We start from the raw sequence: 24,764 nt of genomic DNA on the forward strand, positions 1-24,764 counted from the left end.
ACGCCTCAGCCTCCGCTCCAGCAGGGCAGCGAAGTTCCCCAACCCGTACTCTCATAACGAGTGGTACTAACTTTAGGGGCAGGCCAACATCTCTCTCCGACGGCATTTCGTCGTCTAGGCACGCTCCTCGTCCAGCCAATTGGAAAACGGGGACTCGGAATACCGAGGCCATGATGCTGGCGACAAGCGGCTTCGGAACCGTGCGTCTCGCCGAGAAAGCCGATAGTCAAGCTCTGCGAAGGGATTTAAACTGGATAGGGCGGATTTCTGCTTTGCAGGAATAGCCGCACCCAGTTCGTCACTCCGCCCCCCATTTGCATGCAGAGAGGTGCGACCAGCCCTCGCAGGAGAGTTCATATGATGCCTCGTTCTCTCGTATTAGTTTTCGCGTTGCTGCTCCATGTGGGTACTGCCGCGGCCCAGTCGAATGTCGTGGCGCCGCCCAGTTCGGGAAATCGCCTCATACGGTTAGCCCGACAAATGGAGTCCGATCTGGTTGGCAAGAGCGAGAGGTTGCCACAATACATCGAATTTTTTCGGTCGCAACTTGCAAACGACACCCGCCTGTTCGCCTTCGACGTAACGGCTTCCCAGGCCGAGTCCGGTAAAGTGAACCTTGAAGGCTACGTCGAGTTTCCACAAACTCGCACTGGGCTCGTCGGATTTCTAACCGCTCTCGGTTTTGAAGTATCTGATGAAAAGGTGGAGACCTTGCCATCTGCGAGTCTGGGCAAGAAAGCCTTTGGGTTGGTAAAGGCCACTCACACCCTTTGCTATGACCAACCCGAGAAACCGCGCGAGGTAATGACCGATTGTCTGATGGGAGAACCACTGTTTCTGCTGCGTGAAGAAGGCGATTGTTTGCTGGTCCACAGCGGTGAAGGATATCTTGGCTACGTGGCAGCCGCCGATGTCCAGCGCGTGGATGCGCAGGCTTTTGCCGAATACCCAACAGAGAACGCGGTGCAACTGACCAGCGATTACACGTTGCAGGACGGCTTGGTTCTGCCCCTGGGCGCGATATTAAAGAGGTTGCCGAGTCAAAAAGGGTCGGTGTCCGTGGCTCTCCCCGGCGGCAAGACGGTTGAGTTGCCTCCCGGCAGTTGTCAGCCATCACGGCCGACTCCCGGTGCGATTGAGAAGGCCGTGACGTCGGGCCAGCAGTTACTCGGCACGCCGTATCATTGGGGAGGTAAGACGTCGCTGGGCGTCGACTGTTCCGGCTTGGTGCAAGTCTCGTTTGCCACATCCGGCGTGCAGTTGCCGCGCGATGCGAACCAGCAGTTCTTGTTAGGCCAGCTGGTTGCCACGCGTTGGTATCGCGACGGCCTACGGCGGGGCGATACGCTTTACTTCTTGGGCGAGTACGGTCGGATTCGACACACGGCCATCTATCTGGGGGACGATCGGTTTTTGCACGCGGTAATGCCGAAGGTCACCATCGGCAGCTTCAATCCCGAGCACGAGGATTACGATCCCAAGCGAACAGCCAGCTTTGCCTTTGGTAAACGCCTGTGGCCGTAGCGATTTAGGATACGCACCAGCAAAGCATGGCCGTAGCGTAAGCCGCGAAGTTTCCAATGGCGTACCCCATTAGCGCCATCAGGATGCTTGCCGGCACTAGGCTTTCTTGATGATGCGAAGCAACGACCGATGCCGAGGCGGCTCCACCGATATTCGCGGCGCTGGCAATCGCCGCCGTGTGCACGTCCACCTTGAGAAGCTTTGCCCCCAACAGGCAAAATGCGCCATGAATAAAGATCCATACTGTTGCTCCGCACAAGAACGGCAGAGCCTGAGTTGCGGCGCTTTCCATTTCGGCGATGGCCCCCATCCTCGCGACAAACAGGTAGACGAGTGCCATACCCAGCTCGTGGCTGCCAGGAATCCTGCTCAGTGGTGTAAAGGACAGACCGATGCCGATCGTGGTGATCAGCAGAATCCGCCAAGTGCCTTCATCAAGATACGGTTCGACAACTGGCAGTTGGGCTGCGATGAGATTGGCCGCCCACATTGCTGCAAAAGCGATCGTCAGCAGCGACAACAGGTCGGCCGTGCTGGGAGGGTGAGTTTCGATTTGTTCCGCATCAGCCGCGGCTTTCATTTGGGCCAGCCGTTCGGGGTCGACACCGGTGAATCGCGAGAACCTGTCGGCAATACTTTTGGAGCCCAGCAAAATCGGGAGCCAAATCACATAGATCGTTGAGTCGGCGAGTACCGCGAGGCCAAACTCGGTCCCGCTGGCATCGATCATTTCACTTACCGCAGCCATATTCCCAGTGCCGCCAATCCAGCTGCCCGCCAGTACTCCGAATGCTTTCCAGGCGTTTGGTTCGAGCCATGGTTTGACCAGCAGGTATCCGATCGGCGCACCGACCATCACCCCGAGCGTGCCAAAAAGCATCACGCCGACACCGCGCCCCAACACTCGCACGGCACCGCCGACGTTGACCTTCAGCAATAGCAGAACCAACATCATTGGTAGGACCAGGTCTTTCATCTGGCCGTACACTGGCGAACTCGTTGGCAGCACGCCTGTGTTGGAAAGAACTACTGGTACCAGGTAGATGAAGATAAGCGGCGGCAAGTACCGGAACAGCCGCCATCCGGTTCGTCGTTCGAGCCAGAAAAAAAAGGCACAAATGCCGCTAAGCATTGCCAGGATGCCGGGGGTACTGCTGATGGGCAGCCAGTCCATGTTGCGTTGCTTTCAAGACGGGGCTTCAGGATGGTCGTGGCCAATGCCGCAAAGACATCGTGCCGGACACCCGAGTGGACAAGAAAACGGTAGGGATACAGAAATGCCTGAGTTTTGTGGCCCTGAGATTTCAGGGCCACGGGCGCCATCTTGTGCAGTAGCGGAGGAGGGATTCGAACCCCCGACACGCGGATTATGATTCCGCTGCTCTAACCGACTGAGCTACTCCGCCAGGAGGAGGGTTTGCCCCCTCACGGACCACCGAATCGACACCGCTACCGTGGTAGGAGGTTCGGGTGGCAAGCCTGTAATTTAGACATTTCGCGGGAGCGGGACAAGGCGGTCTGCAGGCCGCGGAGAACCGCTCTTGTGGAGCCCTGTTGGATGGCCTCGAAGCCGGGGAGCTCCCAAACGCTGAAAGCCCGCTTCGCCAGAGACGCGAAGCGGGCTTTAGGGGTTGGTTTCAGTTTCAGTTTCGATCGGAGGAAATCCTTTCTGCGGCTGGAGAAAAGTGGAACTGCACCCTGCGAAGGGGAAATAACGGATCGTTGGCCTCGACAACTCTCGACGTGCACGGTGCCCCGTTGGGCTCGGCGAGACTGGCTCCACTAAGTGGGCTGGCTGCTCGCAGTCATGTGGGTCGGCGTTGCCTATGGCAAGTGGCCAGTCATTTGTCTCCGCACCTGATAAAGCTTAAAAGGAGTCGAAAGAAAAGGTAAAGCGCGATTGGCGAGTCTCTCCTTATCCACGAGTACCGAACCAAGCGATGCGTCGCAGTTGTTGTGATCAACTCGACTCACAACAGACATGGGTTTATCAAATCGCGGCCGTGCGATGCAAAGCTATTTTGGAGAAAATGCGTCGGCCGAAGAGAAATCGCATCGCGGAGGTTCAGGTGAAACCGGTTGTAACGCACATGCGGCCACAGCAGGTGCATCGAGCTGCTACCAGTCGAGTCCTAACCGCTCTCGGCGATCGTTTCCGCTAGTGATTTCGTTGACCCACGCCCTGTTTTCGGCGTACCAACGAACCGTTTCGCAAATGCTACAAGAGAAATCCGAAATCGGCTTCCAGCCGAGTTGAGTTTCGATCTTCGAACTGTTCAGCGCGTACCGCCAATCGTGTCCGGGGCGATCAGCAACGAAATCGATCAATTCGCGGGATGAAGTGGCCTGCTCGCCACCGGAGTACTTATCCACGGCATCGCAGATGGTGTGGACCACGTCCAGATTCGTAAGTTCGCAGTCGCCGCCGATGCAATAAGTTTCGCCTGGGACCCCTTGCTCTAGCACTGCGCGCAGCGCTCGCGCATGGTCCTCGACATGCAGCCAGTCGCGAACCTGTTTACCGCTGCCATAAATGGGAATCGCGCGACCATCCAGCGCATTCAACGTGACCAGCGGCACCAGCTTCTCGGGAAACTGGTAAGGACCGTAGTTGTTCGAACTGTTAGTGATAATGGTTGGTAGTCCGTAGGTCTGGTGATACGCACGGACCAGATGATCTGAGGAGGCCTTGCTCGCGGCGTAAGGAGAGTTTGGCAGGTAAGGCGACTGTTCGTCGAACATGCCGGCCTCGCCCAGCGAGCCATAGACCTCATCGGTCGAGATATGCACGAAACGAAACCGCTGGCGATCATCAGCCGGTAGTTCGCGCCAGTACCGCCGCGTTTCGTCCAGCAGGGTAAAGGTGCCAACGACATTGGTTTCGACAAATCGTCGGGGACCATCAATCGATCGGTCGACATGCGACTCGGCCGCCATGTGGACTACGGACATGGGGCGGTACTCGCCCAGTAGGCGGGCGACCAGAGGGCCATCGCAGATATCGCCCTGGACGAAGGTATGGAGCGGGTTGTCAGTCACGTCTGCTAGCGAATCTCGACTGCCGGCGTAGGTTAGCTTGTCGAGGTTCACGAGGCGCACTTCGCCCTGAGCGACCCATTGCCGGACCAGGCAACTGCCGATAAATCCCGCTCCACCGGTGACCAAAACTGTCCGCATACCGTCTATCATAGGTCGCACGAGGAGCCCGGGCCATTCAAATTGCCGCAGCCGGTTCACTCGCCCGGTCCCCAGCGTGTACACTGGAGAATTGCCAAATTCACCCCCTCCGTTCAGGATCGGCCATGTTTATGAAGCCAGCTTGTCCACTGCATCTTTTGATAGCCATTGCCACGTTATTGGTTTTGCCGGCATTGCATGCCCAATCGCAAGAGGCGGAAGCCAAATTCGAGCTGATTGGCGAAGACAATTTCGAGCAACCCACCAAGAAGTGGCAGATGCTCGACCCCAAGTCGTGGCAGTTTACCGAAGTGGACGGGCGGGGCGTGTTGAGCCAGTACGTCCGCAAGGGAGAATACGAACCACCGCATCGTAGTCCTTTCCATGTTGCCTTGTTGAAGGAAGGGACCGTCAGCGATTTCGACATGACCGTGTCGGTTCGCAGCACAGTGGAAGACTACGGGCACCGCGATGCGTGTCTCATTTTTGGGTTCGTCGACCCGGCCCACTTTTATTATGTCCACATTGGCAAGAAGACGGATCCGCACTGCAATCAAATCTTTCTTGTAAACGGTGCCGATCGCAAGGCCATATCGCTCACCACCACGGAAGGTACCAACTGGACCGACAACTGGCACCGGGTGAAGGTCACTCGCCGAGTCGATAGTGGACGCATCGAAGTCTTCTTCGACAATTTCGAAAAGCCGATCATGACGGCTGAAGACAAGACGCTACCAGCTGGTCGTGTGGGGGTGGGTAGCTTCGACGACTGCGCGGACTGGGACGACTTCGAGCTTCGTGGCACGCCGGCGACGATTTCCGAAACGGATAAGGCAAACGCCAAGGAAAAGTAGCTTGCCGATGTCCCAGCATAAGATGACGATAAAAAACCACCGTGGTGGCATGTGGTTCTGGCTGGTGGTGCTGCTCTGCATCGTGGCCGCGGTTGGATACGTTTCGGCCGATTGGTACACGACGGAACCACCTGACGCGCTGGCCTCGGCAACCTATGTGGGGCGCTCCTCGTGTATCGAATGTCACCAAGCCGAGCAGGACGCCTTTCACGGATCGGATCACGATCGCGCCATGGAGTTGGCTACCGAGGAGGCGGTGCTTGGCGACTTCAATGACACCGAGTTCGAACGGTTTGGCGTTACCACCAGATTCTATCGCCGCGGCGACGAATATTGGGTAAACACCGAAGGTCCCGACGGCGAGTACCACGACTATCAGGTCAAGTTCACGTTTGGCATCGACCCGCTGCAACAGTACATGGTCGAGTTTCCCGACGGACGTGTGCAGGTGCTGCGCGTGAGTTGGGATACGATCGAGAACCGGTGGTTCTATGTCCCGCCTCCCGATGCCCCAGATGAGCGACTGCCACCCGACGACCCGACACACTGGACGGGGATCGCGCAAAACTGGAATACGACATGCGCCGAGTGCCACTCGACCGACTTGAAGAAGAACTACGACCTTAAGACCAATACTTATCACACGACCTATTCCGAAATCGACGTTAGTTGCGAGGCGTGCCACGGCCCAGCCAGCTTGCACGTGAAGTTGGCCAAGAGCCAGTCGCTGTTTTGGGACCGCATCCACGGCTACGGCTTGTCGAAGATCAAGTCGCTCGATCCCACACCGCAAATCGAGACCTGCGCAAAGTGCCACGCACGACGTTCTGAAGTACACCCTGATTTTCGCCCTGGCAAGCGGTTTGCCGACTTCTACAACACCTCGCTATTACGCGAAGGTCTGTACTACGCTGACGGACAGATTCAGGATGAGGTGTACGTTTACGGCTCGTTCCTGCAGAGCCGGATGCACCGCGAGGGAGTCCGCTGCTCGGACTGCCACAATCCGCACTCGCTGGAACTGAAGTTTGAAGGCAATGCTCTGTGCGGTCAGTGCCATGTACCGGCAAAGTACGACACGCCGTCGCATCACCACCACAAGATGGACACGCCAGCGGCGTCGTGTGTTGAGTGCCACATGCCGGAGACCAAGTACATGGTGGTCGATCCTCGCCGCGACCACAGCATCCGCGTGCCGCGCCCCGATTTAACGGTTTCCATCGGTACGCCCAACGTCTGCAACCGTTGTCACGATGAACCAGACGAGACGGCTCAGTGGGCGGCCGACAAAGTGGTCGAATGGTACGGCCCCAAACGTCCCGACGATCCCCATTGGGCTCCGGCTATGGCAGGTGGCCGACAAGGGGACCCCGATGCCGAGAAGTTGATTGTCGAGGCTCTGCAGCGGCAGAACACGCCGGCCATTGTGCAGGCCACGTTATGCGATTTGCTCGGGCGATATCCCTCGGACGAGGCGTCCCATGCCTTGGACAATGCCCTGAAATCGCAGAACTCGCTGGTTCGCGAGGCGGCCGTATTCAACCGGCGTCTCGATTCATTCGAGCAGGTACAACAGAAGGTAATTCCGGCACTTTCCGATCCGGTACGTACGGTTCGTACAGCGGCCACGCTACGGATGCTCGAGTTACCGCGGGAACTGTTCCAGCAAGAAGGGTTGCCAGCGGCCTTTGCTCCGGCACTGGAGGACTACAAGACGCAGTTGCATATGGCGGACGAGAGGGCCGAGTCGCACCTTCGGCTGGCGGCGATTGCCGAATGGAAAGGGGATACGCCAGAGGCCATCGAAGAACTCCGCACAGCAGTGCGGCTAGAGCCGTATCGTTCCGGAACGCGCGCAGAACTGGCGCGGCATCTGTCTGCACAGCCAGGCCAAGAGATGGAAGTCCTGCGACTGCGCAAGGAAGAGATCGAACTGCTCGAGCGTGACATCGAATTCCTTCCCGAAAGCGGCGACATTCGCTACCGCCTGGGTATGCTGCTCTATCTGGTTGAGGATCTGAATGCGGCCGAAAAGCAGCTGACCGAAGCGATACGCCTCGCACCACAGAACTACCAGTTTGCGCTGGGGTTGGCATTGCTCCAGCAGAAACTGTACGAGGCGGGGGATGACGGGGCTTTGCAGCGGGCGGGGAAAACTCTGAGGATATTGCATCAACTGGACCCCAATAGTCCCGATGCCGCCAACATTTCGCGGGGACTACTGCAGGTTCGTGCCAGCAGGGAGGCCAGTCGGGAGGAGTCCGACACCGAGCAGGCAGAGGGCGATAGCACGCCGCCCACCGAGGGCGAGTAGCACCACCTGCTAGCTGGTTCCGCCGCACAATCCCTGCAATCGCTAAAGTCGGCGTGCTCTGACTGCCGATGGAGACGGAGGAGGACCATCCTAGTTGTTGGGGCGGTCCCTTTTCCTCCACTCAACCTGCTAGCAGGTCGGCATGCTCACCTTACTGCTTCACCCCGTGCGCCAACTGTTTGGTGCTGTACTCGCCAACGACTCGCCTCGACAGGTGGCCTGGGGCTTCACGTTGGGAATGATGCTAGGCATGGTTCCCAAAGGCAATCTGATCGCGGTGGTATTGGGCATCTTGCTCTGTGCACTACGGGTGAACAAGCCAGCGGGGCTGTTGGCCGTGGCGCTGTTCTCCGCCATTTCGCCGCTGTGCGATGGTTTAACGCATAAAATCGGCGACAGATTGCTCCACCTGCCGAACCTGCAGGGCTTCTACGCCTGGTTGTACGACCAGCCGCTCGGCCCTTTCATCGGGTTCCATAACACCGTGACGATCGGCTCGTTGATGCTGGCACTCTATATCAGCTATCCCTGCTACTACGGAGCGAAACTGGCGTTCGCGAGAATTGCGCCGCCGTTGGGTCGGTGGGTTGTCCGCTATCGACTTGGTCGCGCCTTGGCCGGCGCCCAGTTTGCCGCTCGCTTTGGGGGTTAGATACTATGCGATTCTTTCGATTTAGCTATATCGTTCCCCGCCTGGTGTTGGTGGTCCTACTACTGGTGGCCACCGAGATCGGCAGCGGCTACCTGCTGCAATGGGGCATTATCTCCGGCGGCGAGTCAGTGGTGGGCGCCAAGGTCGAAGTGGGGCGAGTGAAGGCGTCGTTGTTGGAGACCCGTGTGGCGATTCGCGACTTGGCTGTGGCCAATCCCCGCTCGCCCATGAACAACCTAGTTGTCGCCGAACGGATTGAGATCGACTTCGACAGCACCGCACTGCTGCGCAAGAAGCTGATTGCCGACTATGGAGTGATCAGTGGTCTCGACTTCGGCACACAGCGAGAAATCTCCGGAGCGTTGCCCGAGGCCCCTCCTATGGCCGATGATTCATCGTCTCCCGGCTGGGTGAAGCCAATGGCGACTCAGTACGCCGAAGCATGGCTTGCCGACTTGGAGGGCCGCTTCAGCACCGATGTGCACCAGCAACTGGAATCGGTCCGCCTGGCCGAAGAACTCGCCGAGCGGTGGCCGCAGAAGTACAAGGATTTGCAATCGAAGGCTAAGGCCATCAAGGCACAGGCCAAGCAACTGGAACAAGATGTCCGTACCGCCAAGACAAACCCGTTGCGGCACGCGGAGTTCCTAACCCAGGTGCCTCAGCGCGTGGGCGAGCTGCAGCGTTCGCTGAAGAGTTTGCAGGGTGAAGTGAAGGCCCTGCCCGATCAGCTCAAGGCCGACCAAGCCCGCATTGCTCAGGCGCGAAAGCACGACGAACAGTTGATTCGCGAGAAGCTCAAACTCGGGGATATCGATGGCAAGGAGCTGAGCAACTACCTGCTGGGCGAAAAAATCACGGCCCCGGCTGGTGAAGTCATTTCCTGGGTTCGTTGGGCGCGTCAATTTGTGCCGCCTCGCAATCAGAAGGTGGTCCAAGCGCCGGCCGACCGTGGCCAGAACATTCAGTTTGCCGGTTGCCAGCAACTGCCCGATATGCTGGTCAAGGCAGTACGTTTGGATGGTTCTGCTCGCCTGGGAGGGCAGCCGGTGGAGTTGGTTGGCGTGGTCCGTGATTGGACCAATCAGCCTTCGCTGCACAAGAAGCCAACCACGCTGGAGCTGACCACTAAGGGAGGCTTGCCGCTGACGATTCAAGCGACGTTCGATCGGTCTCAGCTCGCCTGTCGCGACGAGATTCAATGTACGGCCAGCGACCTGCTGCTGCCCAAGACCGCGTTAGGGCGTGAAGGCAAGCTGCAGTTGGCCGTCGCCCCCACCCGGGCAGATGTCGTGCTGACATTGCACTTGGTGGACGACAAACTGGAGGGGAAGCTCGAGCTCACCCAGGGGGCGCTGAACATCAAGCCCACCGTGGCGGCTGGGGCACTTGGCGAGCGGCTTGAGACCGCCTTAACAGCTAGCATTGGAAGAATCGAAAAGGCTAGCACCACGGTCGACATCACGGGCACGCTCGACCATCCCCAGTTCGACTTGCATTCAACGCTGGGCGAGCACTTGGCTACCGCCATAAGCCAGGCCGCCAAAGACGTCGTGGCATCCGAGCGGCAGCGGCTGCTTGCTTTAGGGCAGCAGGAGATGGACGCCCAGCTCGCCAAGCTCGACAACGAGTTTGCCGCGTTTCAGTCGAAGGTGGCTACCGAACTCAAAGGTCCTGGTGAGATCCTGGCCCTGCTCACTGGACAGCGAGGCAATGATCCCCAAATCGGACAATCGCCGTTTGGGCAGTTGTTCAAGTAGGCATTGGTCCGCCATACTTGCCTGCGGGAATGTCCGGATTGCTGAATACGCGTTTGAGTCACAGCCAGCCCATCGTCCAATGACTCGCAGGAGGCAATGCCATCGACGGCTCATTGTTGCTTAATCGTCGCGCGCAGGCGCACTGTGAATCCATTGTCGACCGGGCCGCGGAGCTGCGGGTTGAAGTCACCCAGGTGGGACCGACCCGGGTGATCGATCTGGGCATCAATGCTGTCGGTGGACTGGAGGCTGGGCGACGCATGGCCGAGGTGTCGATGGCCGCTTTGGGCGACGTGTCTTTGGCTGTCAGTCCGTTAACCGGCGGCCCCGCGGTAATGGTGCGAACCGACGCTCCGTTGGCTGCGTGCATGGCGTCGCAGTACGCTGGCTGGGAAGTCAAAGGCGAAGGATACTTCGCAATGGGCTCCGGTCCAATGCGGGCCGCGGCTGCACGTGAGGAGCTGTTTGACCATATCGGTTTCTGCGAGACCGCCGACGTGGCGGTCGGGCTCCTCGAGACCGATACTATGCCACCAGAGGCGGTCTGCACGGATATAGCCGCCAAGAGTGGAGTAGACTCCGGCTCTCTCACTTTGTTGGTGGCGCCTACCAATAGTCAGGCGGGTAATGTGCAAGTGGTGGCGCGGAGCATCGAGACGACGCTGCACAAGCTGCATGAGTTGGGGTTCGACCTGTCTCGCATCGATAGCGGGTGGGGCATCGCGCCACTACCGCCAGTGGCTGGCGATGTGCTTTCGGGCATCGGCCGTACGAACGACGCCATCCTGTACGGTGGTCATGTGGTGCTGTTCGTTCGCGGCGACCAGGAGAGCATCGACCAGCTTGGACCTCGAACTCCGTCGAGTGCTTCGTCCGACCATGGACGGCCATTCAGGGAGTTGTTTGCCGCCTACGATCACGACTTCTATAAGATCGACAAGCGCCTGTTCAGTCCGGCCGTGGTGGAACTGGTGAATATAGATACCGGCGCGAACCGCCGTTATGGCGAATTCGCGCCGGATGTGCTCGACAAATCGTTCGGGCGTTGAGTGCGCTGCTACTTACAGTAGGAAAGGGCTAGCAAGGCGTAGCCGGTCACCAGATTCGGATCGGCTTCCAGCCAGCGATCGCTGCCAGTGTTGAGCCAGCTGCCATCTTTCTGCTGCAGTTCGGCTAGCATGGCAACCAGCTCCTTCTGCCAATTGTGCGAATCACCCTCGGCATCGGTTACCTCGTCGACCCCCATCGCATTGAGGGCCTTGGCGAACATCTGGTAGTAGTAGAAGCGTCCCTGCGGCCCCATGCCGGGATTTTCTTCCAGCGTGAAGTGTTTCTTGATCCAGCTGTAGGCCGCTTTCACACGGGGATCGTCCTTATCGACGCCGGCGTAGATCATGCTCTTCAGGCCTGCGTAGGTCATCGAGCCGTAGCTGCGGAGGCCACCGTTTTCGGTTTGGCCAGCCTGGCTGGTGCCCCCGGCAGCCGGCGTATAGTAGAAACCGCCATCGCCGACCTTCGAGGCAAAAGGCGTGGCGTTGTACTTCGACTCGAGGTTCTGGGTTCGCGACACAAACACCAGGGCCTTTTGGATGGCAGGATCTTCCGGACCATTGCCGGCGGCAACCAAGGCTTCGATCAGGAAGCTGGTGTTCGACAGGTCGGGCCGAGAGTGGCTTCCGTATCCGCCGCCACCGTAGTTGTAGCTATCGGGCCCTTGGTCCTCGTCCTCGTCCCATTGAATTCCCTTGAGAAACGCCTGGGCCTTTTCGATTACTTCGTCGTACTTGCCGCCCTTGTTGGCCTCGCTTAGGGCGAGGAGGGTCAGGCTGGTCTCGTAATTTTTGTAACGAGAACCTTCGGCATAAATACCGCCATCGTCCTGCTGAAAGCCGAGCAGATACTCGATGGCTTTGCTGACCACTGGATCGCTGGTGGAAACACCGCTGCGAAGCAGCCCGGCGGTAGAGATCGCCGTGATGCCCGGTCCGGCATGGCTGCTGAACGAGCCATCGTCCGCCTGCGACGTGCGCAAATAGGCGACGCCACGAGCGGCCAGTTGTTCGGCGGTGGGGGCTACCTTGGTGGCGGACTCTTGGGCGAGACTCATTGCCGGTAGGGCGATCAACAACGCCAGGTAAGCGGCAACGGGAATACGCAAATGCATGGGAACTTTCTTTCTGTTTCGGAGGCTAGCTGGGGTGAATCACACGCGGCAGGCCATCAGCATATTATAGTCCGCAGCGTTGGCGGCGTACTAGTTGCCGTAGAGAAGCCCGATATAGGCCAGCACGGCCAGCCATGCCAGCACGCACGCGGCTGACAGCGCTAGCATCCAAAGCCGTGGTTTGGAAGAAGGCCAGCGTTCAGGGAGCTCCGTGGACGAAGCGACCTGAGCTTCGCCTTCGATCGCCTGTCTATCGGGACGCTTTTTGCGGCGACTCACTCCCCGCGTCCCTTACTCGAATCTCGCATGGTACTTTCGAAGCCAACACGAAACGCTTGATCGAAATCGTAGACGTCGTCGAAATCCTCGCGACGATCGTGGTCGGTCTTCTTCATCTGCTTGATGTTGATCAGATTGAAGACGATCTCGCCGAAGTCGGAGGTGCTGCGAACGCCCCACTCCGACAAGACGCACTGGGCCACCAAACCATACTGCTCGAGGGCGTACAAACGAATGGCCTCGCACAGTTCTTGACCGGAGACGTGATGTTCCAGCTGGTCTTCCAGATCCTCCAGGTCTTCAAACTCATGCGGAGCGTAGGGCTTGCCATACTCCAATCGAGTTTGCGCGTACTGCAGCGCGTCGAACACGAACTGGTACGCGTCAAATTTGTAACGCTTATCCCGCTCCAGCAACTCGGCAATCGGGTGGCTGGGATTGAGCATCGACTTACTCATGGCAGGGCAGGGTCGTAGAGGTGAAGTACAAAGGTCGTGAAGCACGTCTACTCTATTGTTCCTCAGAATTGCCTTCTGTGCGAGTCGGGGGAGCCTTTTCTGCGGCAGATTTTCCCTTTCCCAGTACGGTTAACACTTCCGAGGCGTCAATGATCACACGCCGCATGTCTTCGGTTTCCACCAGCAGCTGGCCGGCCAGGATCTCGTGCCCCAGCACCTTGGCCCGGCCATTTTCGGTGATAATGGCCGCCCCCACTGGGGGGAGTTCCCGCCGCAGCTCCTGGTAGGTGTCGTATTCATACCGCAAGCAGCACTTCAGTCGCCCGCAACGCCCCGAAATTTTACTGGGATCCAGCGTTGCTTTTTGTAGCTTGGCCATTTTCATCGATACCGGCGGCATCTCCGACAGGTGCGTATTACAGCAGACGGGCTTGCCGCAGTCGCCGTAGTCGGCCAGCAGCTTGGCTTCGTCCCGTACGCCGATCTGTCGCATCTCGATCCGGGTCTGGAATTCCGCTGCCAGCACTTTGACTAGTTGGCGGAAGTCGACCCGTTCGTCAGCCAGGTAGTAGACGATTACCCGCTCGCCACCGTACAGATGCTCGACATCCACCAATCGCATGTCGAGGCTCAGTTCGGTGATGCGTTTTCCGCAGACTTCGAATTCCTCCCGCTGTTGGCCAAGCAGGCGAAATATCTCGCGGCGGTCTTCCTCCGACTGCACGCGGACGATGCTGCCCCGCTGCGGATCGTTGAGCTGCGAAAGGGCCTGTTCGGTGGCCTCGCACAGCACCTCGCCCGACTCCATGCCACGATTGGTGCGAGCGATGACTTGCGCACCGCGCCGAAAATCGGAGCCTTTGCTGGAGAACACGCCCAGGTGTCGCATCGAACCGTAGCGGACGACATACTTGGGCATAATCAGGTGCGGAAGAGTGGGAAGATAGGTTAGGGAACAGGCGACCGCCCCCTGCGGGAGGGCGAGCCCTATTCCTTCAACCATACCCGAAACGCTTGTTTGCGACCAGACAAGTGTCCCTCCCGAGGCTTAGAGGTCGACGATCCCCAGCCGCACCGCCAGCCGCACCAGATCGAGCGACTTGTGGATGCCCAGCTTGCGCATCAGCCGCGATTTGTGGCTATCGATAGTGCTTTCGGCCAGTCCCAGGGTTTCGGCGGCCTCGCGGACGGCCAGTCCTTGGGCGATGAGCTGCCACACTTCTCGTTCGCGGCGGGTGATTCCCAGCGACTCGATATCCAAGTTGTCGTTGTGCTTCCCGCCGGCGGTTGGTGGCTCGCCCCCTAAGAGAGTCACCAACTCGTGCTTCTGCGTCACGACGGGAAGGTGTGCCAGGTTGTCCCCTGCCGCCTGACCGTCCTCGACCAGCGCCACCTGTGGTGTGCCATTGCTGTTGAGCATCTCGGCGAGCGAGGAGTCGGCGATTTCCTGGGCCAGTCCTGTTTCAACCAGTACCAGGTTGACACCTGCCGCGGCCACTTGTTTGGCTAGTGGCCCATCTCCGGTGGATCGCACTACAACTTTGGCGTGAGCCACGGTTTCGACCAGCAGGCCATAGGCTTCCATGTCCAACGGCCGCTTAAAGCAGAGAGCGACCCTAAGCTTCTTGGATCTCATAATCCTCGTTGGGTTAGGCGTCAGTCTGACTCGATTCGATTCGATGACGGTGTGCATTTATTGCCCCATATCCGAGATCTGCTGCCCTACCGCTCAAAAGTGGAGCGAATGAACGAGTGAGCAAGCGAACAGTACTCAGGTGGTGAGACTACCGCTCTTATCGACAATTGCAAACGCCTAAACGTTTCCCCTGAAGAGCAGGGTGCGTTTAGGGTAAATCATCCATAAACCCAGCGGGGGGATAGACTTGCGAGCAACTGGACATTTAACTCCTCGGATGCAGAGTGCCAGCCTGTTGGCACGCAAAATTGTGCGCTATTTGGCAAAAAGCCTGCAGTTTTCGCGCTGCTGCAACCAACAGCAGGCCGTTGTCGCGTGGCCAGGGACCGGGATAATGGAGGTAGCGGTACCCAGATGTGGGGCTCGTGGATATCCATTCTGCCAGTCGTAAACCCAATGCAGCAAGGACTTTGCCATGCAAACCCAATCTGCCGACCAGCTGACTCGAAAGAAGTGCCTCCCCTGCGAGGGTGGGGTCGATCCTTGCACCCTGGAGGAGGCCCAAGCCCAGCTCGCTGAACTCGAGGGGTGGCAATTGGTGCAGGACGGGCAACGAATTCGCAAGCAGTGGCGGGTGAAGAATTTCATGGCTGGGATGGACTTCTTTAACAAGTGCGCCGAGGTCGCCGAGGCCGATGGGCACCACCCCGATTTGCACATCGAAGGGTACCGAAATGTGGCCGTTGAGCTCTGGACGCACGCCATCGGAGGGCTGAGCGAAAACGACTTTATCCTGGCCGCCAAAATCGACCAGCTTCCCATATCGCTTGCATAGATAGATCCATGTCCGACATCCAAGAACCCTTTGTTGCGTTGGTGGCCGACAAGTCGTCCGACGGCGAAGTCACTACCAAGCTTTCCGAACTCAAACTGGCCGACCTGCCGGCAGGTGATGTGGTTGTGGAGGTGGCCTATTCCTCGCTCAACTACAAAGACGCCCTGGCATGCGGCGGCCATCCTGGCGTGGTGCGGTCGTTGCCCCATGTGCCGGGCATCGACTGTGCCGGCACGGTGGCTGCCTCGAACAGCGACGACTGGAAGGTCGGCGATCCGGTCCTGGTGACTGGCTATGGACTGGGGGCCGAACAGTGGGGGGGCTATTCGCAGTACGTGCGAGTGCCAGCCGACTGGGTAGTCGCCATGCCCGAGGGCCTCGACGCTCGACACGCCATGACCATTGGCACAGCAGGCTTTACGGCTGCTCAATCGGTGGCGGCCATTGTGGGGAGTGACATTCAGCCCGATAGGGGGCCGGTGGTTGTGACTGGCGCGACTGGCGGTGTCGGCATGTGGAGCGTCGCCATTCTCGCCAAGTTGGGCTACGAGGTAACCGCGGTTTCGGGAAAACCCGAACAGATACCGCTGCTGAAGAAGCTGGGGGCCGCCGAGGTGGTGGGTCGCGAGGCGGTAAACGATACTTCGGATCGTCCGCTTTTGAAGTCGAAGTGGGCAGCGGCCGTGGACACCGTGGGGGGAACGCCACTGACCACCATTCTGCGGTCCACGCTGCATCGTGGTTGCGTTACGGCGTGCGGTCTCGTGGCGGGAGCCGATTTGCCGCTCACAGTGCATCCTTTCATCCTCCGCGGGGTCACGCTCGCCGGTGTCGATTCGGCCAAGTGCCCACGACCGATGCGGCTGGAAATGTGGAAGCATTTATCTACTGACTGGAAAGTCGATCTACCTGAAGATTGCCTCACCGAAATCACCCTCTCCGAGGTGCCCAATCGTGTGAAAGAAATCATGGCTGGCAAGGTCGTTGGCCGGACATTGGTTGTGCCCAAGAAGTAAGGTGACAGAACAGTGAAACTCGAGAGCGAACAAGGCGGAGTGATTGACACCCCTGCGTCGGTCGACATCGAGCGGGTGGTTCATGCGCTCGACGGCGAGGTGAATACGTTCGCCATTCTGACAAAGGTGCCGTTGACCTACATCCAGACGCGGGTGGTCGATGGCCAGTTCGAATTGGAGTACCAGAACGGCGATACCGATCAGCACTACCAGGCCGATAGGCTGGTGTCTCGCGACGAAGTGGTGCAGGCTTTCTCGCTTTACGCCAAAGACGACGATGCATGGCAAGGTTTGGTTGAGTGGCAACCGCTGGATCTGTCCAGCGAGCCCGTTGTGCATGAGGAGTCATTGCAGTCGTCGGGGGGGTGCACGGGCGTCGTGCTGCTGGCGGTTGTGCTTTCGGTACTTACCTGGGCCGTGGTTTAACGCCCCTCGACTTGCAGCAATTCGGTGTGTCGCTTCAGCCCGCGGAGGACGAAGTAACCCAGCACCGCTAAAGCCAGCGTACTCGCCCATAGCGATTCGAATTTAAACGTGCGATCGATCACCAGGTGCTCGAGCGTCTCGATCAATGAGTGGCACAGTACCACCAAGGCCAGGGCCGTATACTCTCGCTTCAGCACGTTGCGCAACGAGAACGGCAGGCTGGGCTTATTCCACCTCCACAAGCTGGGCACGAACGCTGGCGTGACCGCCGCCCAGTTGTCGAACTCCTCGCCAAATTGCTCGGCAAGGTAAGCCTCTTCGGCCGCCATGATTCGCTCGTAGTACAGCCAGAAGGTCAGAACGTACACCAGTACCAGCCAGAGCTCCGCCGGCACCATAACCACGCCCAGGCCAATCAAGAAATTGCCCAGGTACAACGGATGACGCACCGTGGCGTAGATGCCGGTCGTGTTCAAACTTTGGGCCACCTGGCCATGCGTGTTTCGCCCGGAGGTACCCACTGGAGTGTGCCCGACCGTGATCGCACGCACCACCACGCCGAGCACCGAGACGGCGAGGCTGACGAATTCGCAGTACTCGTGCAGCGTGTAACTACCGAAAGGCCAGCGCATGGTAGCGATGCCAATGGCCAAGGGAATCAGAAAAACGATTGGCAGATAGCTTCTCCATCGAAACAGCCAGTTGCCCTGTCGCACCATCTCCGAACGAATTCCCATCTGTCATTTCTCCACTAGCTAGGGAAAACAAGAATATCAAATCGCGAGCAGTGTTGAGGATAGTACTTGAGGCTGCAAGAGGGATTTGCCAAGCGGAACGTGCAATATTTTTCACGGTGCACATAGAGAATAGCTGCCGGAAAAGCGCTAGCTCTCACCAAACAGCCAACGTTCGTCAGTTGGATGAAAGAGGACGTCTTGTTGCGACAAATTCTCGATTTCAAAACCTGCGGCAAATTCTTCCGCCGTTAGCGTTCGTCGCGGCCCCAAGCCACACCACTCGGCTAGTAAGCCGATAATTCTCTGGGCCCCGACGCCTTGCTCGCGGTAGTGCACCAGGCGCGTGTCGCCGTGGCGTTTGGCCAGGCGTTTGCCATCGGTGCCTCGCACCAGCGGCAGGTGCCAGAACTGCGGCGCGTAGTCGGCGTCCAGGGCATTGGCCAGCAACTGCTGACGTGGGGTGGAGGTCACCAGATCGTTGCCCCGCACGATGCGGTCGATGCCCTGCCGTGCGTCGTCGACGACGACCGCTAGCTGGTAGCTGGGCAGGCCGCCCTTGGTCCAGATCTGAAAGTCACCGACCGTTTGCTGCACGTTGATCTGCTGCTCTCCGAGAAACTGGTCAACAAAAGGATGTGGCCCGTCCGGCACGCGGAACCGCCAGCCACATTCCTCCAGTTCGATACTGGCTGCCGCGATGGAACGTGGCTCCGCAGGGCGGCAAGTGCCGGGATAGCGGAGCTCATGCTCGTCGGCGTGAGGAGCCGACCGACTGGCCGCTTCGATCTCGCGGCGGGTGCAGTTGCAGGGATAGGCAAGGCCTCGCTCGGCTAGTTTTCGCAACGCCATTCGGTACGGCTCGAGGTCGGTCATTTGGTACACCGGACCTTCGTCCCAATCGATGCCCAGCCACCGGAGTAAATCGATGGCCTGCTGGGCCGCGTCGTGCTTCACACGCGGTCCATCGAGGTCTTCGATCCGCATCACGATCTGCCAGCCTTGGTGTCGCGCGAGAGCCCAGTTCACCAGGAACGTCCGCGCGTTACCCAGGTGCAGGGCACCGGTGGGCGATGGGGCTAGTCGGGTACGGTGCGTCATAGGGTGAATTTGCTCGTGTGCTTGGTGCACTTCAGTCGCCTGTCGCGGACCGTTTTGTCGCAGTAATGTCGCAGTTGCCGCCAACACGATTCACTGCGACTTTATGGCCGCTAGCGGCATGTGCGGCACTATTCGCAAGCTGTTTTGTAGAAACAGTTTACGTTGATTTCGTTTTCCAGCGAGCCCCGGGGTGTTGCGCGCGGTTCGCCGCAGGTGCGACAAAACTCCAACTGCGACAAAACTCCGCGCCTCGTCGCACCTCGCCTATGATCTCCCGGCGCGCACCACACCGCTACCCGGACACCCAAGAGTTCGGGCCGCCCGTTCGCACAGCGAATCACCTACCAGGCAACTTGGCCGCACCCTCCAATTTCGCATTGTCTCACAGCATGTGTAAGAAAACCACACGCGTGACTTGGAAACCAGAGAATTGAAGCGCCGGTACGATGGCCGCCTCGGCCGTCGCTGCATACAGGACGACAGTGCCATCTGCCCGCATCAGCTTCCCCCTTGGCAGAAAACGAGGGCACTTCCAGACCTCCCCCCGGTGTCAATGAACTCGCATGCCAGATCCAAGCACGCTCTTAGCCCATTGTCAGGGTCTGCGAGATTCAGTCGGAGATAGGTTAGTCCATTCTCGTGGGACGAAGGCAGGTTCCTAACGCACTTGATGAAATGGGAGACACCATGCAACTGCAGTGAGGTGAGGTCTTCAGCATCCTTTGCGATACCCAAGTGGAGACCTTCGGCGACCTTCCGTATCAGGCTTGTCCCAGAATCACTCTACCAGTGGGAAACTGCCGCTTCGATTCTCAGTAGGCGAAGCTTCCGGTTACTGGTCGTCGGTACCGACCTGCCGCTGGAGCCACACGTCGAGGTCGTCCAGCCACTGGTTCTGCTTGGTCTTGAGAGTGTTCATCCCAAAGCCGTGGCCACCATGCTCGTACATGTGCAGCTCGCATGGCACACCGTGCTTCACCAAGGCCTCGAAGTACTGAATCGAGTTGGCCGGCACCACGCCGCGGTCGTCGCTGGCGTGGGCGAGGAAAGTCGGTGGTGTTTTGTCGTTCACCTGCTCGTCGGTCGACATCTTGGCCACCAGTGCCTCGTCGGGATTGTCGCCCAGCAGGTTGCGTCGCGAGCCGCTATGGGTAGCGACCATTCGCATCGAGATCACCGGGTACACCAGGATCGAGAAGTCGGGCCGGCTGGAAAGTCGGTCGATGGCATCGTCGGCCTCGGGGTTGCCTTCGTCCCACAGTGTCGAAACGCTGGACGCCAAGTGCCCGCCGGCCGAGAATCCCATGACACCAACGCGGTCGGGCTCGATGCCGATCTCTTCGGCCATCGAGCGAATCAGGCGCATTCCGCGTAGGGCGTCATTCAACGGTACCGGGTGACCATTCTCCCCGCCACCGCAGCGGTACTTCAATACAAACGCGGCGATTCCTCGGGCGTTGAGCCACTGGGCCACTTGCTCGCCTTCGTGATCGATGGCCAGCACGCCGTAGCCTCCGCCGGGACAGACCAGCACTGCCGCACCGGTGCTAAACTTTTCCGGCACATACATGTCGACACTGGGGCGATGGTGAACCACCAGGCGATTGGGGCTTGGCTCGGTAACGGCCTCGCCCGTGCCCTGGTTGGCTGGGTTGCCCTCGGGCCACAGCGGAATCTCTTGCTGCGCGTCCGAAGAGGTATTCATCGCCAAGGCTACTGACAAACATGTCCAAAGGAGTCGCTGTCGCATCGCGTTTTCGCCTGTTGTTGGAGTTGTGAACCACCGCCTGCTGGTGCCAAGTTACCATGATCCCGACGGGCTTGCGCTCGCCAGTTCACTCCTTCCGCCACACTCCCACCACCGCGGGGGCGTAGGTGCGTACGTCCCAGCCATCGTCGCTGCGGTGTTCTTTCACGGGGCCGGGAAGCAGCGTGAAGTCGAAACGTTCGTCCGCCTCCACCACTATGGTACTCTTCGGCGGGGCATGCTGCAGCACACTCGAAATCAGGTCCAGCATCTCCTGCTGGCGATCGACGAAAAAGGCATACGGGGGGCTGACGAACACCAGCCAGGGGCAGGAGGCGTCGGGCACCGTAGCTCCGTCGGGCAGGTCGCGCCTGGCCCACACAAAGGCACTGGCCTCGAGCACGGTACAGTCGTCGCCCGCACCCAAGTGGGCAATATTCTCCCGAACCACGCGGGCCGTGGGGATGTGCCGTTCGATGAACAGGGCCGACGTGGCTCCGCGGCTTAGCGCTTCGAGCCCCAATGCGCCGGTGCCGGCAAACAAGTCGAGCGCGTGGCGTCCTTCGGATTCGGTGCCAATCAGGTTGAAGATCGCTTCGCGAACGCGGTGTTTCATTGGTCGGGTCACCGGGTCGCCGTGGTAGGCCAGCTTGCTGGCACGGAACCGACCCCCAATGATGCGGACCTCGGTTTCACGCCCTTCGCCGGCGGACTCGGTGGACTTGTGCTGCCTCTTCATGGCGATCAGGGGGCGGTTGGGGCGGGATGTGGAGATGTGGTATCTTGCAGGCTTGTTTCGAGGCCATGGCTTCGAAATCATTCCTCAATCAAGATGCTAACCTACCCCGAGGCCCCCGTGGAGGGAACCAACATGCGTCGCCACCCGCAACTTTTGCTGCTGTTGTTCGTCATCGCCTTGGCGTGCACTCGCCAAGTCGCCGCTCAGGAGACGCCAGCTCAACCTCCCACCGTGGCAGAAGCTCAGGCGGCCTACGACCAAGCCGCGGCCGATTACAAGTCGGTATTCAAAAAGATCGAGACCTTGCGGGGCGAGTATCAGTCGGCCGACGAGGCGCGCCGCAAGCAGATCAATGCCGAGCTGCCGGGCGTGGTGGACCAGGCTCGGGCAAAGATGGCTGCTTGGACCCAGGCTGCTCTCGAACTGTACAAAGTGGCGCCCAACGAGAACGAAGAAGTCTCCGACCTGCTCCTCGGCATGGCCAAGCATTTCGTGGTGGGCGAGGCCCCTGAGGGAGCCAAAGGAGGCAACTATTTCGGTGGCGACCAATACGAACAGGCGATGCCGATCATCAAGGCCCTGGTCGAGGGAGGCCACCCCGATAAGGAGTTGCTGATCTTGGGTGGATTCTCGGCTGTGTGCGTGAACGATTTCGACACCGCTGAGAAATACCTGAATGCGGCCAAGGACCAACAGATTTTCGAGACCGTCCAGCCCGAGTCGCAAGACGAAGCTCAGGTCTTGGGAATGGCCAGTGCCTGGTTGATGAATTTGGATCAGATGAAGGCCAGTTGGGAGGCCGAGCAGAAGATTCGCGAAGCCGAGGCGGCCAAAAGCGATTTGCCGCGGGTCAAGTTCACCACCTCCAAAGGCGATATCGTTGTGGAGTTGTTCGAAGACCAGGCCCCCGCTGCCACTGCCAGCATGATCAACCTGGCGAAGGATGGCTTCTACACGGATGTGCCGTTCCACCGGGTGCTGCCTCACTTCATGGCTCAGGGTGGTGACCCCACCGGAACGGGCACCGGTGGTCCGGGCTACAACATCAAGAGCCAGTTCGATCGTCCCGACGCCCGCGAGCACTTTCGCGGTTCGCTGAGCATGGCCAACACCGGTCAGCCCGATACGGGCGGTTCGCAGTTCTTCCTCTGCTTCATCCCCACCACCCAGCTCAATGGCCGTCACACGGTGTTCGGCCGCGTGGTCGAGGGCATCGAGGTTCTGGGTAAGATCCAACGGCGTGACCCCACGGCCCAGCCGCCGCTGCCCGCGCCTGATAAGATCATCAAGGCCGAGGTGCTTCGCGACCGCGGTCACGACTACCAGTTCGAAAAGCTGCCGGATTAGGTAGTGGACATTTCCCCAACCACTCTCCATGCCCCACTGGGGTAAGTTGACGTCCATGGATCAGCAAGCTCGACGTTGGTTGCTGGTGGCCTCGATCGTAGGTGCACTGGCTGTCGTCCTGGGGGCGTTCGGCGCCCATGGGGTGCCGCACTACCTGGAGGGGCAGGGGTTCGAGGGGGAGAATCTGGCCAAGCGGCTCGCCGATTTCGAGACGGCCGCTCGCTACCACATGTACGCGGCATTCTTTCTGGTCGCGGCCGCCCTGGTGGCCGACCGCCAGCCGACGTGCAAAGCACTGTTGCTCGCTTGTTGGAGCATGCTGGTCGGTATGCTGCTGTTCAGCGGTTCGGTCTATGCGGTGGCCCTGGTACCAGACGACCTGCGGGGCACGTTCGGCGCGATTGCTCCGTTTGGTGGCACGCTGATGATCGTCGCCTGGGCGTCGCTGGCGGTGGCCGCGCGCCGCAAGTCGACTCAAAGCACTCAAAAATAAGAGTAGCCCCAGGCAGCGTTGCCCGGGGCTACTCGCGGACTTCAAGTTGTCGCGTCTGGTGCCTGCTCAAACCGCTTGCAGGGTTTCGAGCTCGGCAGCCAGTCGCTTACGAGCGACGTGCAGACGCCGCTTGATGGTACCAACCGGTGCTCCGGTGGCTTCGCTCATCTCGATGAGCGACTCGCCACGCAGGTAGAACGCGGTCAGCGTATCGCGGTCCATCGCACCCAGACGCTTCAAACCGTTGCGGACCTGGGCAACCTGCTCGACCCGCACCGCGTTATCCAGCGGCGTGTAACCGTCGCTGCACGTTGCGGCCAGAGTCTGCGGCTCGGCCGAAACGGTCGGCGGGCGCCGGACCTGGCGGTTGATGGCCATGCGCACGGTGATCGCTCGCAGCCAACCACCGAACGCAGCCGGCTCCTGCAACTGGTGCAGTCGGTCGATCGCCTTGACGAAGACCTCCTGGCACAGTTCCTGCGCCTCGGCGTAGTTACCCAGCCGCTTGAGGGCGATGCTCATGACCATGCCCTCGTAACGCTCCACCAGCTCGCCCTGCGCGGCCCGATCTCCATCGAGCGCGGCAGTCACCAACTCGTGCAAGGTCGCATCGGTCAAGTTCAAAAGTTCAATAGCGGTCATCGTTCTCTTCCTGTGAAGGCCATTCAACGCCGAGTTGAATAGCAGCAAGTGGGGTCGTTGCCGGACAGGGGGCCGAACTGACTGGATGCATGCAAATGCAGCATCGCTAGCCGAGTTGGCGCCGGGGCCAGCTCGCTAGGGCTTGGTTCTGATTTCCGCTACGAGGTCCTGTCGATCGACCTCTCAGGCGGTTCAGCCGGCTATGAGTCTGCCGGAGCCCATCGGTGAGCCATGGCCTTGGGGCATCAGCCATAGCTGTTTGCCACCTAGGCCGAGCTGCCAGCGCTTTAAACCTGTAAAGCTTTGGCAACTCGTGGCTGGGCAGGGTGCGCAATACGCATGCGCTCCTACCACTACCGGTACCACTACGCGCACCAGATGCGCGGCCAGGCGTTCGATCCCACGACAAATCGTCGACGCGGTCACGACAATGGCGTCCTGGCGATCGGCGATCGATCCAGAATTCATCGTGTTGTCGGCGATAATCGTAAGCATCTCACCCTCGCTGCGCGGGTTGCGCTGCTAGAGAACAATGGGGACAAAAAATGGGAGCCGGAAGCAGGGGCTCCCGAAAGGCGGGGAGCGAGTCCCTGGGCTGCTGACCCGGGGTACGACACTCCCACAACTAAAACATCCCACGGCGGGCAGGCCGGGTCAATATGATTCCGGCTGCTACCGGAGATCTTAACCCTGTCCCGCCCCGTAAGTATCGGCAGAATCGACCCCCGTGGGGGCACCAAATTCGCCGGTATGTGCTGTTAGACATCCGGTTCGCAGCAAAGGTTCGCGTTCGTCAAATTATTTCTGCGGGAAAGTCGTAAGCTGTTATCTAGTAGACACTTGGGTCCACTATTGTTTCCGTTTAG

24 protein-coding genes and 1 tRNA gene are annotated in these 24,764 nt (G+C 59.4%); 11 read left to right on the forward strand and 14 right to left on the reverse strand.

Going from position 1 to position 24,764, the window contains the following annotated elements:
• Nucleotides 1-360 precede the first annotated feature (360 nt).
• Entirely contained in the window at nucleotides 361-1,524 is a 1,164-nt protein-coding gene (locus NG895_RS02510; RefSeq protein ID WP_252850871.1) for a C40 family peptidase, read from the forward strand.
• 4 nt (nucleotides 1,525-1,528) lie between these two features.
• Here NG895_RS02510 and NG895_RS02515 read toward each other — a convergent pair whose 3' ends face one another.
• The 3 genes from NG895_RS02515 to rfbB all read right to left on the reverse strand — a co-directional run bounded on the left by NG895_RS02515 (nucleotide 1,529) and on the right by rfbB (nucleotide 4,701).
• A complete protein-coding gene (locus NG895_RS02515; protein ID WP_252850872.1) occupies nucleotides 1,529-2,698 on the reverse strand; it encodes a DUF819 family protein in 1,170 nt (389 codons plus the stop codon).
• Between the two features lie 158 nt (nucleotides 2,699-2,856).
• Nucleotides 2,857-2,930 (reverse strand) — tRNA-Met (locus NG895_RS02520).
• Between the two features lie 712 nt (nucleotides 2,931-3,642).
• On the reverse strand, nucleotides 3,643-4,701 hold the full coding sequence (gene rfbB, locus NG895_RS02525) for a dTDP-glucose 4,6-dehydratase (protein ID WP_252850873.1): 1,059 nt from the start codon (nucleotides 4,699-4,701) through the stop codon (nucleotides 3,643-3,645).
• 125 nt (nucleotides 4,702-4,826) lie between these two features.
• Between rfbB and NG895_RS02530 the strand changes: the two genes are divergently transcribed.
• From NG895_RS02530 to mch, 5 genes are all read left to right on the forward strand, one after another.
• On the forward strand, nucleotides 4,827-5,555 hold the full coding sequence (locus tag NG895_RS02530) for a hypothetical protein (RefSeq protein ID WP_252850874.1): 729 nt from the start codon (nucleotides 4,827-4,829) through the stop codon (nucleotides 5,553-5,555).
• Between the two features lie 7 nt (nucleotides 5,556-5,562).
• Complete coding sequence (locus tag NG895_RS02535; RefSeq protein ID WP_252850875.1) at nucleotides 5,563-7,869, forward strand: multiheme c-type cytochrome; 2,307 nt, start codon at nucleotides 5,563-5,565, stop codon at nucleotides 7,867-7,869.
• 142 nt (nucleotides 7,870-8,011) lie between these two features.
• Nucleotides 8,012-8,521 (forward strand): TIGR03546 family protein, encoded by a 510-nt coding sequence (locus NG895_RS02540; RefSeq protein ID WP_252850876.1) that lies wholly within the window; start codon nucleotides 8,012-8,014, stop codon nucleotides 8,519-8,521.
• 5 nt (nucleotides 8,522-8,526) lie between these two features.
• Entirely contained in the window at nucleotides 8,527-10,281 is a 1,755-nt protein-coding gene (locus tag NG895_RS02545) for a TIGR03545 family protein (protein WP_252850877.1), read from the forward strand.
• A 116-nt stretch (nucleotides 10,282-10,397) separates the two neighbouring features.
• Nucleotides 10,398-11,330 carry a methenyltetrahydromethanopterin cyclohydrolase gene (gene mch / locus NG895_RS02550; RefSeq protein WP_252850878.1) on the forward strand — a complete coding sequence of 311 codons (933 nt, stop codon included), beginning with the start codon at nucleotides 10,398-10,400 and terminating at the stop codon, nucleotides 11,328-11,330.
• 8 nt (nucleotides 11,331-11,338) lie between these two features.
• On the opposite strand, the gene NG895_RS02555 is transcribed toward mch, so the two are convergent.
• The 5 genes from NG895_RS02555 to NG895_RS02575 form a co-directional block, all read right to left on the reverse strand.
• Nucleotides 11,339-12,445 carry a prenyltransferase/squalene oxidase repeat-containing protein gene (locus NG895_RS02555; RefSeq protein WP_252850879.1) on the reverse strand — a complete coding sequence of 369 codons (1,107 nt, stop codon included), beginning with the start codon at nucleotides 12,443-12,445 and terminating at the stop codon, nucleotides 11,339-11,341.
• A gap of 90 nt (nucleotides 12,446-12,535) precedes the next feature.
• Nucleotides 12,536-12,724, reverse strand: a complete 189-nt coding sequence (locus tag NG895_RS02560; protein ID WP_252850880.1) for a hypothetical protein — start codon at nucleotides 12,722-12,724, stop codon at nucleotides 12,536-12,538.
• The gene (locus NG895_RS02565; RefSeq protein WP_252850881.1) at nucleotides 12,721-13,182 is read right to left on the reverse strand and encodes a Minf_1886 family protein; all 462 of its coding nucleotides are present in this window, start codon (nucleotides 13,180-13,182) and stop codon (nucleotides 12,721-12,723) included. Before NG895_RS02565 ends, NG895_RS02560 begins: the two co-directional genes overlap by 4 nt.
• A 52-nt stretch (nucleotides 13,183-13,234) precedes the next feature.
• Nucleotides 13,235-14,101: a PSP1 domain-containing protein gene (locus NG895_RS02570; protein ID WP_252850882.1), complete on the reverse strand. Its 867-nt coding sequence runs from the start codon at nucleotides 14,099-14,101 to the stop codon at nucleotides 13,235-13,237.
• 129 nt (nucleotides 14,102-14,230) lie between these two features.
• Nucleotides 14,231-14,818, reverse strand: a complete 588-nt coding sequence (locus NG895_RS02575) for a response regulator transcription factor (RefSeq protein ID WP_252850883.1) — start codon at nucleotides 14,816-14,818, stop codon at nucleotides 14,231-14,233.
• A 475-nt stretch (nucleotides 14,819-15,293) separates the two neighbouring features.
• Here NG895_RS02575 and NG895_RS02580 point away from each other — a divergent pair, with 475 nt between their 5' ends.
• Genes NG895_RS02580 through NG895_RS02590 form a run of 3 tightly spaced genes read left to right on the forward strand, consistent with a single transcriptional unit; the run spans nucleotide 15,294 to nucleotide 17,095 of the window.
• Nucleotides 15,294-15,653 (forward strand): 4a-hydroxytetrahydrobiopterin dehydratase, encoded by a 360-nt coding sequence (locus NG895_RS02580; RefSeq protein ID WP_252850884.1) that lies wholly within the window; start codon nucleotides 15,294-15,296, stop codon nucleotides 15,651-15,653.
• A gap of 8 nt (nucleotides 15,654-15,661) precedes the next feature.
• A complete protein-coding gene (locus NG895_RS02585; RefSeq protein WP_252850885.1) occupies nucleotides 15,662-16,669 on the forward strand; it encodes a YhdH/YhfP family quinone oxidoreductase in 1,008 nt (335 codons plus the stop codon).
• A 12-nt stretch (nucleotides 16,670-16,681) separates the two neighbouring features.
• Nucleotides 16,682-17,095: a hypothetical protein gene (locus NG895_RS02590; RefSeq protein ID WP_252850886.1), complete on the forward strand. Its 414-nt coding sequence runs from the start codon at nucleotides 16,682-16,684 to the stop codon at nucleotides 17,093-17,095.
• Here NG895_RS02590 and NG895_RS02595 read toward each other — a convergent pair.
• The 4 genes from NG895_RS02595 to NG895_RS02610 all read right to left on the reverse strand — a co-directional run bounded on the left by NG895_RS02595 (nucleotide 17,092) and on the right by NG895_RS02610 (nucleotide 21,416).
• Nucleotides 17,092-17,832 (reverse strand): methyltransferase family protein, encoded by a 741-nt coding sequence (locus tag NG895_RS02595; protein ID WP_252850887.1) that lies wholly within the window; start codon nucleotides 17,830-17,832, stop codon nucleotides 17,092-17,094. The two genes, NG895_RS02590 and NG895_RS02595, sit on opposite strands and share 4 nt — an antisense overlap.
• Nucleotides 17,833-17,979: 147 nt before the next feature.
• Entirely contained in the window at nucleotides 17,980-18,930 is a 951-nt protein-coding gene (gene gluQRS, locus NG895_RS02600) for a tRNA glutamyl-Q(34) synthetase GluQRS (RefSeq protein WP_252850888.1), read from the reverse strand.
• 832 nt (nucleotides 18,931-19,762) lie between these two features.
• Entirely contained in the window at nucleotides 19,763-20,635 is an 873-nt protein-coding gene (locus NG895_RS02605) for an alpha/beta hydrolase (protein WP_252850889.1), read from the reverse strand.
• A 130-nt stretch (nucleotides 20,636-20,765) separates the two neighbouring features.
• The gene (locus NG895_RS02610; protein ID WP_252850890.1) at nucleotides 20,766-21,416 is read right to left on the reverse strand and encodes an RsmD family RNA methyltransferase; all 651 of its coding nucleotides are present in this window, start codon (nucleotides 21,414-21,416) and stop codon (nucleotides 20,766-20,768) included.
• A 93-nt stretch (nucleotides 21,417-21,509) separates the two neighbouring features.
• On the opposite strand from NG895_RS02610, the gene NG895_RS02615 reads away from it, so the two are divergent.
• Together NG895_RS02615 and NG895_RS02620 are read left to right on the forward strand one after the other, a co-directional pair.
• Entirely contained in the window at nucleotides 21,510-22,763 is a 1,254-nt protein-coding gene (locus tag NG895_RS02615) for a peptidylprolyl isomerase (protein ID WP_252850891.1), read from the forward strand.
• Nucleotides 22,764-22,818: 55 nt separating this feature from the next.
• Nucleotides 22,819-23,256, forward strand: coding sequence for a DUF423 domain-containing protein (locus NG895_RS02620; RefSeq protein WP_252850892.1), 438 nt, complete (start codon nucleotides 22,819-22,821; stop codon nucleotides 23,254-23,256).
• Between the two features lie 66 nt (nucleotides 23,257-23,322).
• Here NG895_RS02620 and NG895_RS02625 read toward each other — a convergent pair whose 3' ends face one another.
• Nucleotides 23,323-23,898 (reverse strand): RNA polymerase sigma factor, encoded by a 576-nt coding sequence (locus NG895_RS02625; protein WP_252850893.1) that lies wholly within the window; start codon nucleotides 23,896-23,898, stop codon nucleotides 23,323-23,325.
• A gap of 192 nt (nucleotides 23,899-24,090) precedes the next feature.
• Complete coding sequence (locus NG895_RS02630) at nucleotides 24,091-24,393, reverse strand: hypothetical protein (protein WP_252850894.1); 303 nt, start codon at nucleotides 24,391-24,393, stop codon at nucleotides 24,091-24,093.
• Between the last annotated feature and the right edge of the window lie 371 nt (nucleotides 24,394-24,764).

The sequence above is a fragment of the Aeoliella straminimaris genome (assembly GCF_024054565.1).
Taxonomy (GTDB): domain Bacteria; phylum Planctomycetota; class Planctomycetia; order Pirellulales; family Lacipirellulaceae; genus Aeoliella; species Aeoliella straminimaris.

What these genes read in the sequence shown, in the direction of transcription:
- NG895_RS02510 (WP_252850871.1), top strand. Translation starts at nt 361, where the DNA reads ATGCCTCGTTCTCTCGTATTAGTTTTCGCGTTGCTGCTCCATGTGGGT.
- NG895_RS02515 (WP_252850872.1), bottom strand. Translation starts at nt 2,698, where the DNA reads ATGGACTGGCTGCCCATCAGCAGTACCCCCGGCATCCTGGCAATGCTT.
- rfbB (WP_252850873.1), bottom strand. Translation starts at nt 4,701, where the DNA reads ATGCGGACAGTTTTGGTCACCGGTGGAGCGGGATTTATCGGCAGTTGC.
- NG895_RS02530 (WP_252850874.1), top strand. Translation starts at nt 4,827, where the DNA reads ATGTTTATGAAGCCAGCTTGTCCACTGCATCTTTTGATAGCCATTGCC.
- NG895_RS02535 (WP_252850875.1), top strand. Translation starts at nt 5,563, where the DNA reads ATGTCCCAGCATAAGATGACGATAAAAAACCACCGTGGTGGCATGTGG.
- NG895_RS02540 (WP_252850876.1), top strand. Translation starts at nt 8,012, where the DNA reads ATGCTCACCTTACTGCTTCACCCCGTGCGCCAACTGTTTGGTGCTGTA.
- NG895_RS02545 (WP_252850877.1), top strand. Translation starts at nt 8,527, where the DNA reads ATGCGATTCTTTCGATTTAGCTATATCGTTCCCCGCCTGGTGTTGGTG.
- NG895_RS02555 (WP_252850879.1), bottom strand. Translation starts at nt 12,445, where the DNA reads ATGCATTTGCGTATTCCCGTTGCCGCTTACCTGGCGTTGTTGATCGCC.
- NG895_RS02565 (WP_252850881.1), bottom strand. Translation starts at nt 13,182, where the DNA reads ATGAGTAAGTCGATGCTCAATCCCAGCCACCCGATTGCCGAGTTGCTG.
- NG895_RS02570 (WP_252850882.1), bottom strand. Translation starts at nt 14,101, where the DNA reads ATGCCCAAGTATGTCGTCCGCTACGGTTCGATGCGACACCTGGGCGTG.
- NG895_RS02575 (WP_252850883.1), bottom strand. Translation starts at nt 14,818, where the DNA reads ATGAGATCCAAGAAGCTTAGGGTCGCTCTCTGCTTTAAGCGGCCGTTG.
- NG895_RS02580 (WP_252850884.1), top strand. Translation starts at nt 15,294, where the DNA reads ATGCAAACCCAATCTGCCGACCAGCTGACTCGAAAGAAGTGCCTCCCC.
- NG895_RS02585 (WP_252850885.1), top strand. Translation starts at nt 15,662, where the DNA reads ATGTCCGACATCCAAGAACCCTTTGTTGCGTTGGTGGCCGACAAGTCG.
- NG895_RS02595 (WP_252850887.1), bottom strand. Translation starts at nt 17,832, where the DNA reads ATGGGAATTCGTTCGGAGATGGTGCGACAGGGCAACTGGCTGTTTCGA.
- gluQRS (WP_252850888.1), bottom strand. Translation starts at nt 18,930, where the DNA reads ATGACGCACCGTACCCGACTAGCCCCATCGCCCACCGGTGCCCTGCAC.
- NG895_RS02605 (WP_252850889.1), bottom strand. Translation starts at nt 20,635, where the DNA reads ATGAATACCTCTTCGGACGCGCAGCAAGAGATTCCGCTGTGGCCCGAG.
- NG895_RS02610 (WP_252850890.1), bottom strand. Translation starts at nt 21,416, where the DNA reads ATGAAGAGGCAGCACAAGTCCACCGAGTCCGCCGGCGAAGGGCGTGAA.
- NG895_RS02615 (WP_252850891.1), top strand. Translation starts at nt 21,510, where the DNA reads ATGCTAACCTACCCCGAGGCCCCCGTGGAGGGAACCAACATGCGTCGC.
- NG895_RS02620 (WP_252850892.1), top strand. Translation starts at nt 22,819, where the DNA reads ATGGATCAGCAAGCTCGACGTTGGTTGCTGGTGGCCTCGATCGTAGGT.
- NG895_RS02625 (WP_252850893.1), bottom strand. Translation starts at nt 23,898, where the DNA reads ATGACCGCTATTGAACTTTTGAACTTGACCGATGCGACCTTGCACGAG.
- NG895_RS02630 (WP_252850894.1), bottom strand. Translation starts at nt 24,393, where the DNA reads ATGCTTACGATTATCGCCGACAACACGATGAATTCTGGATCGATCGCC.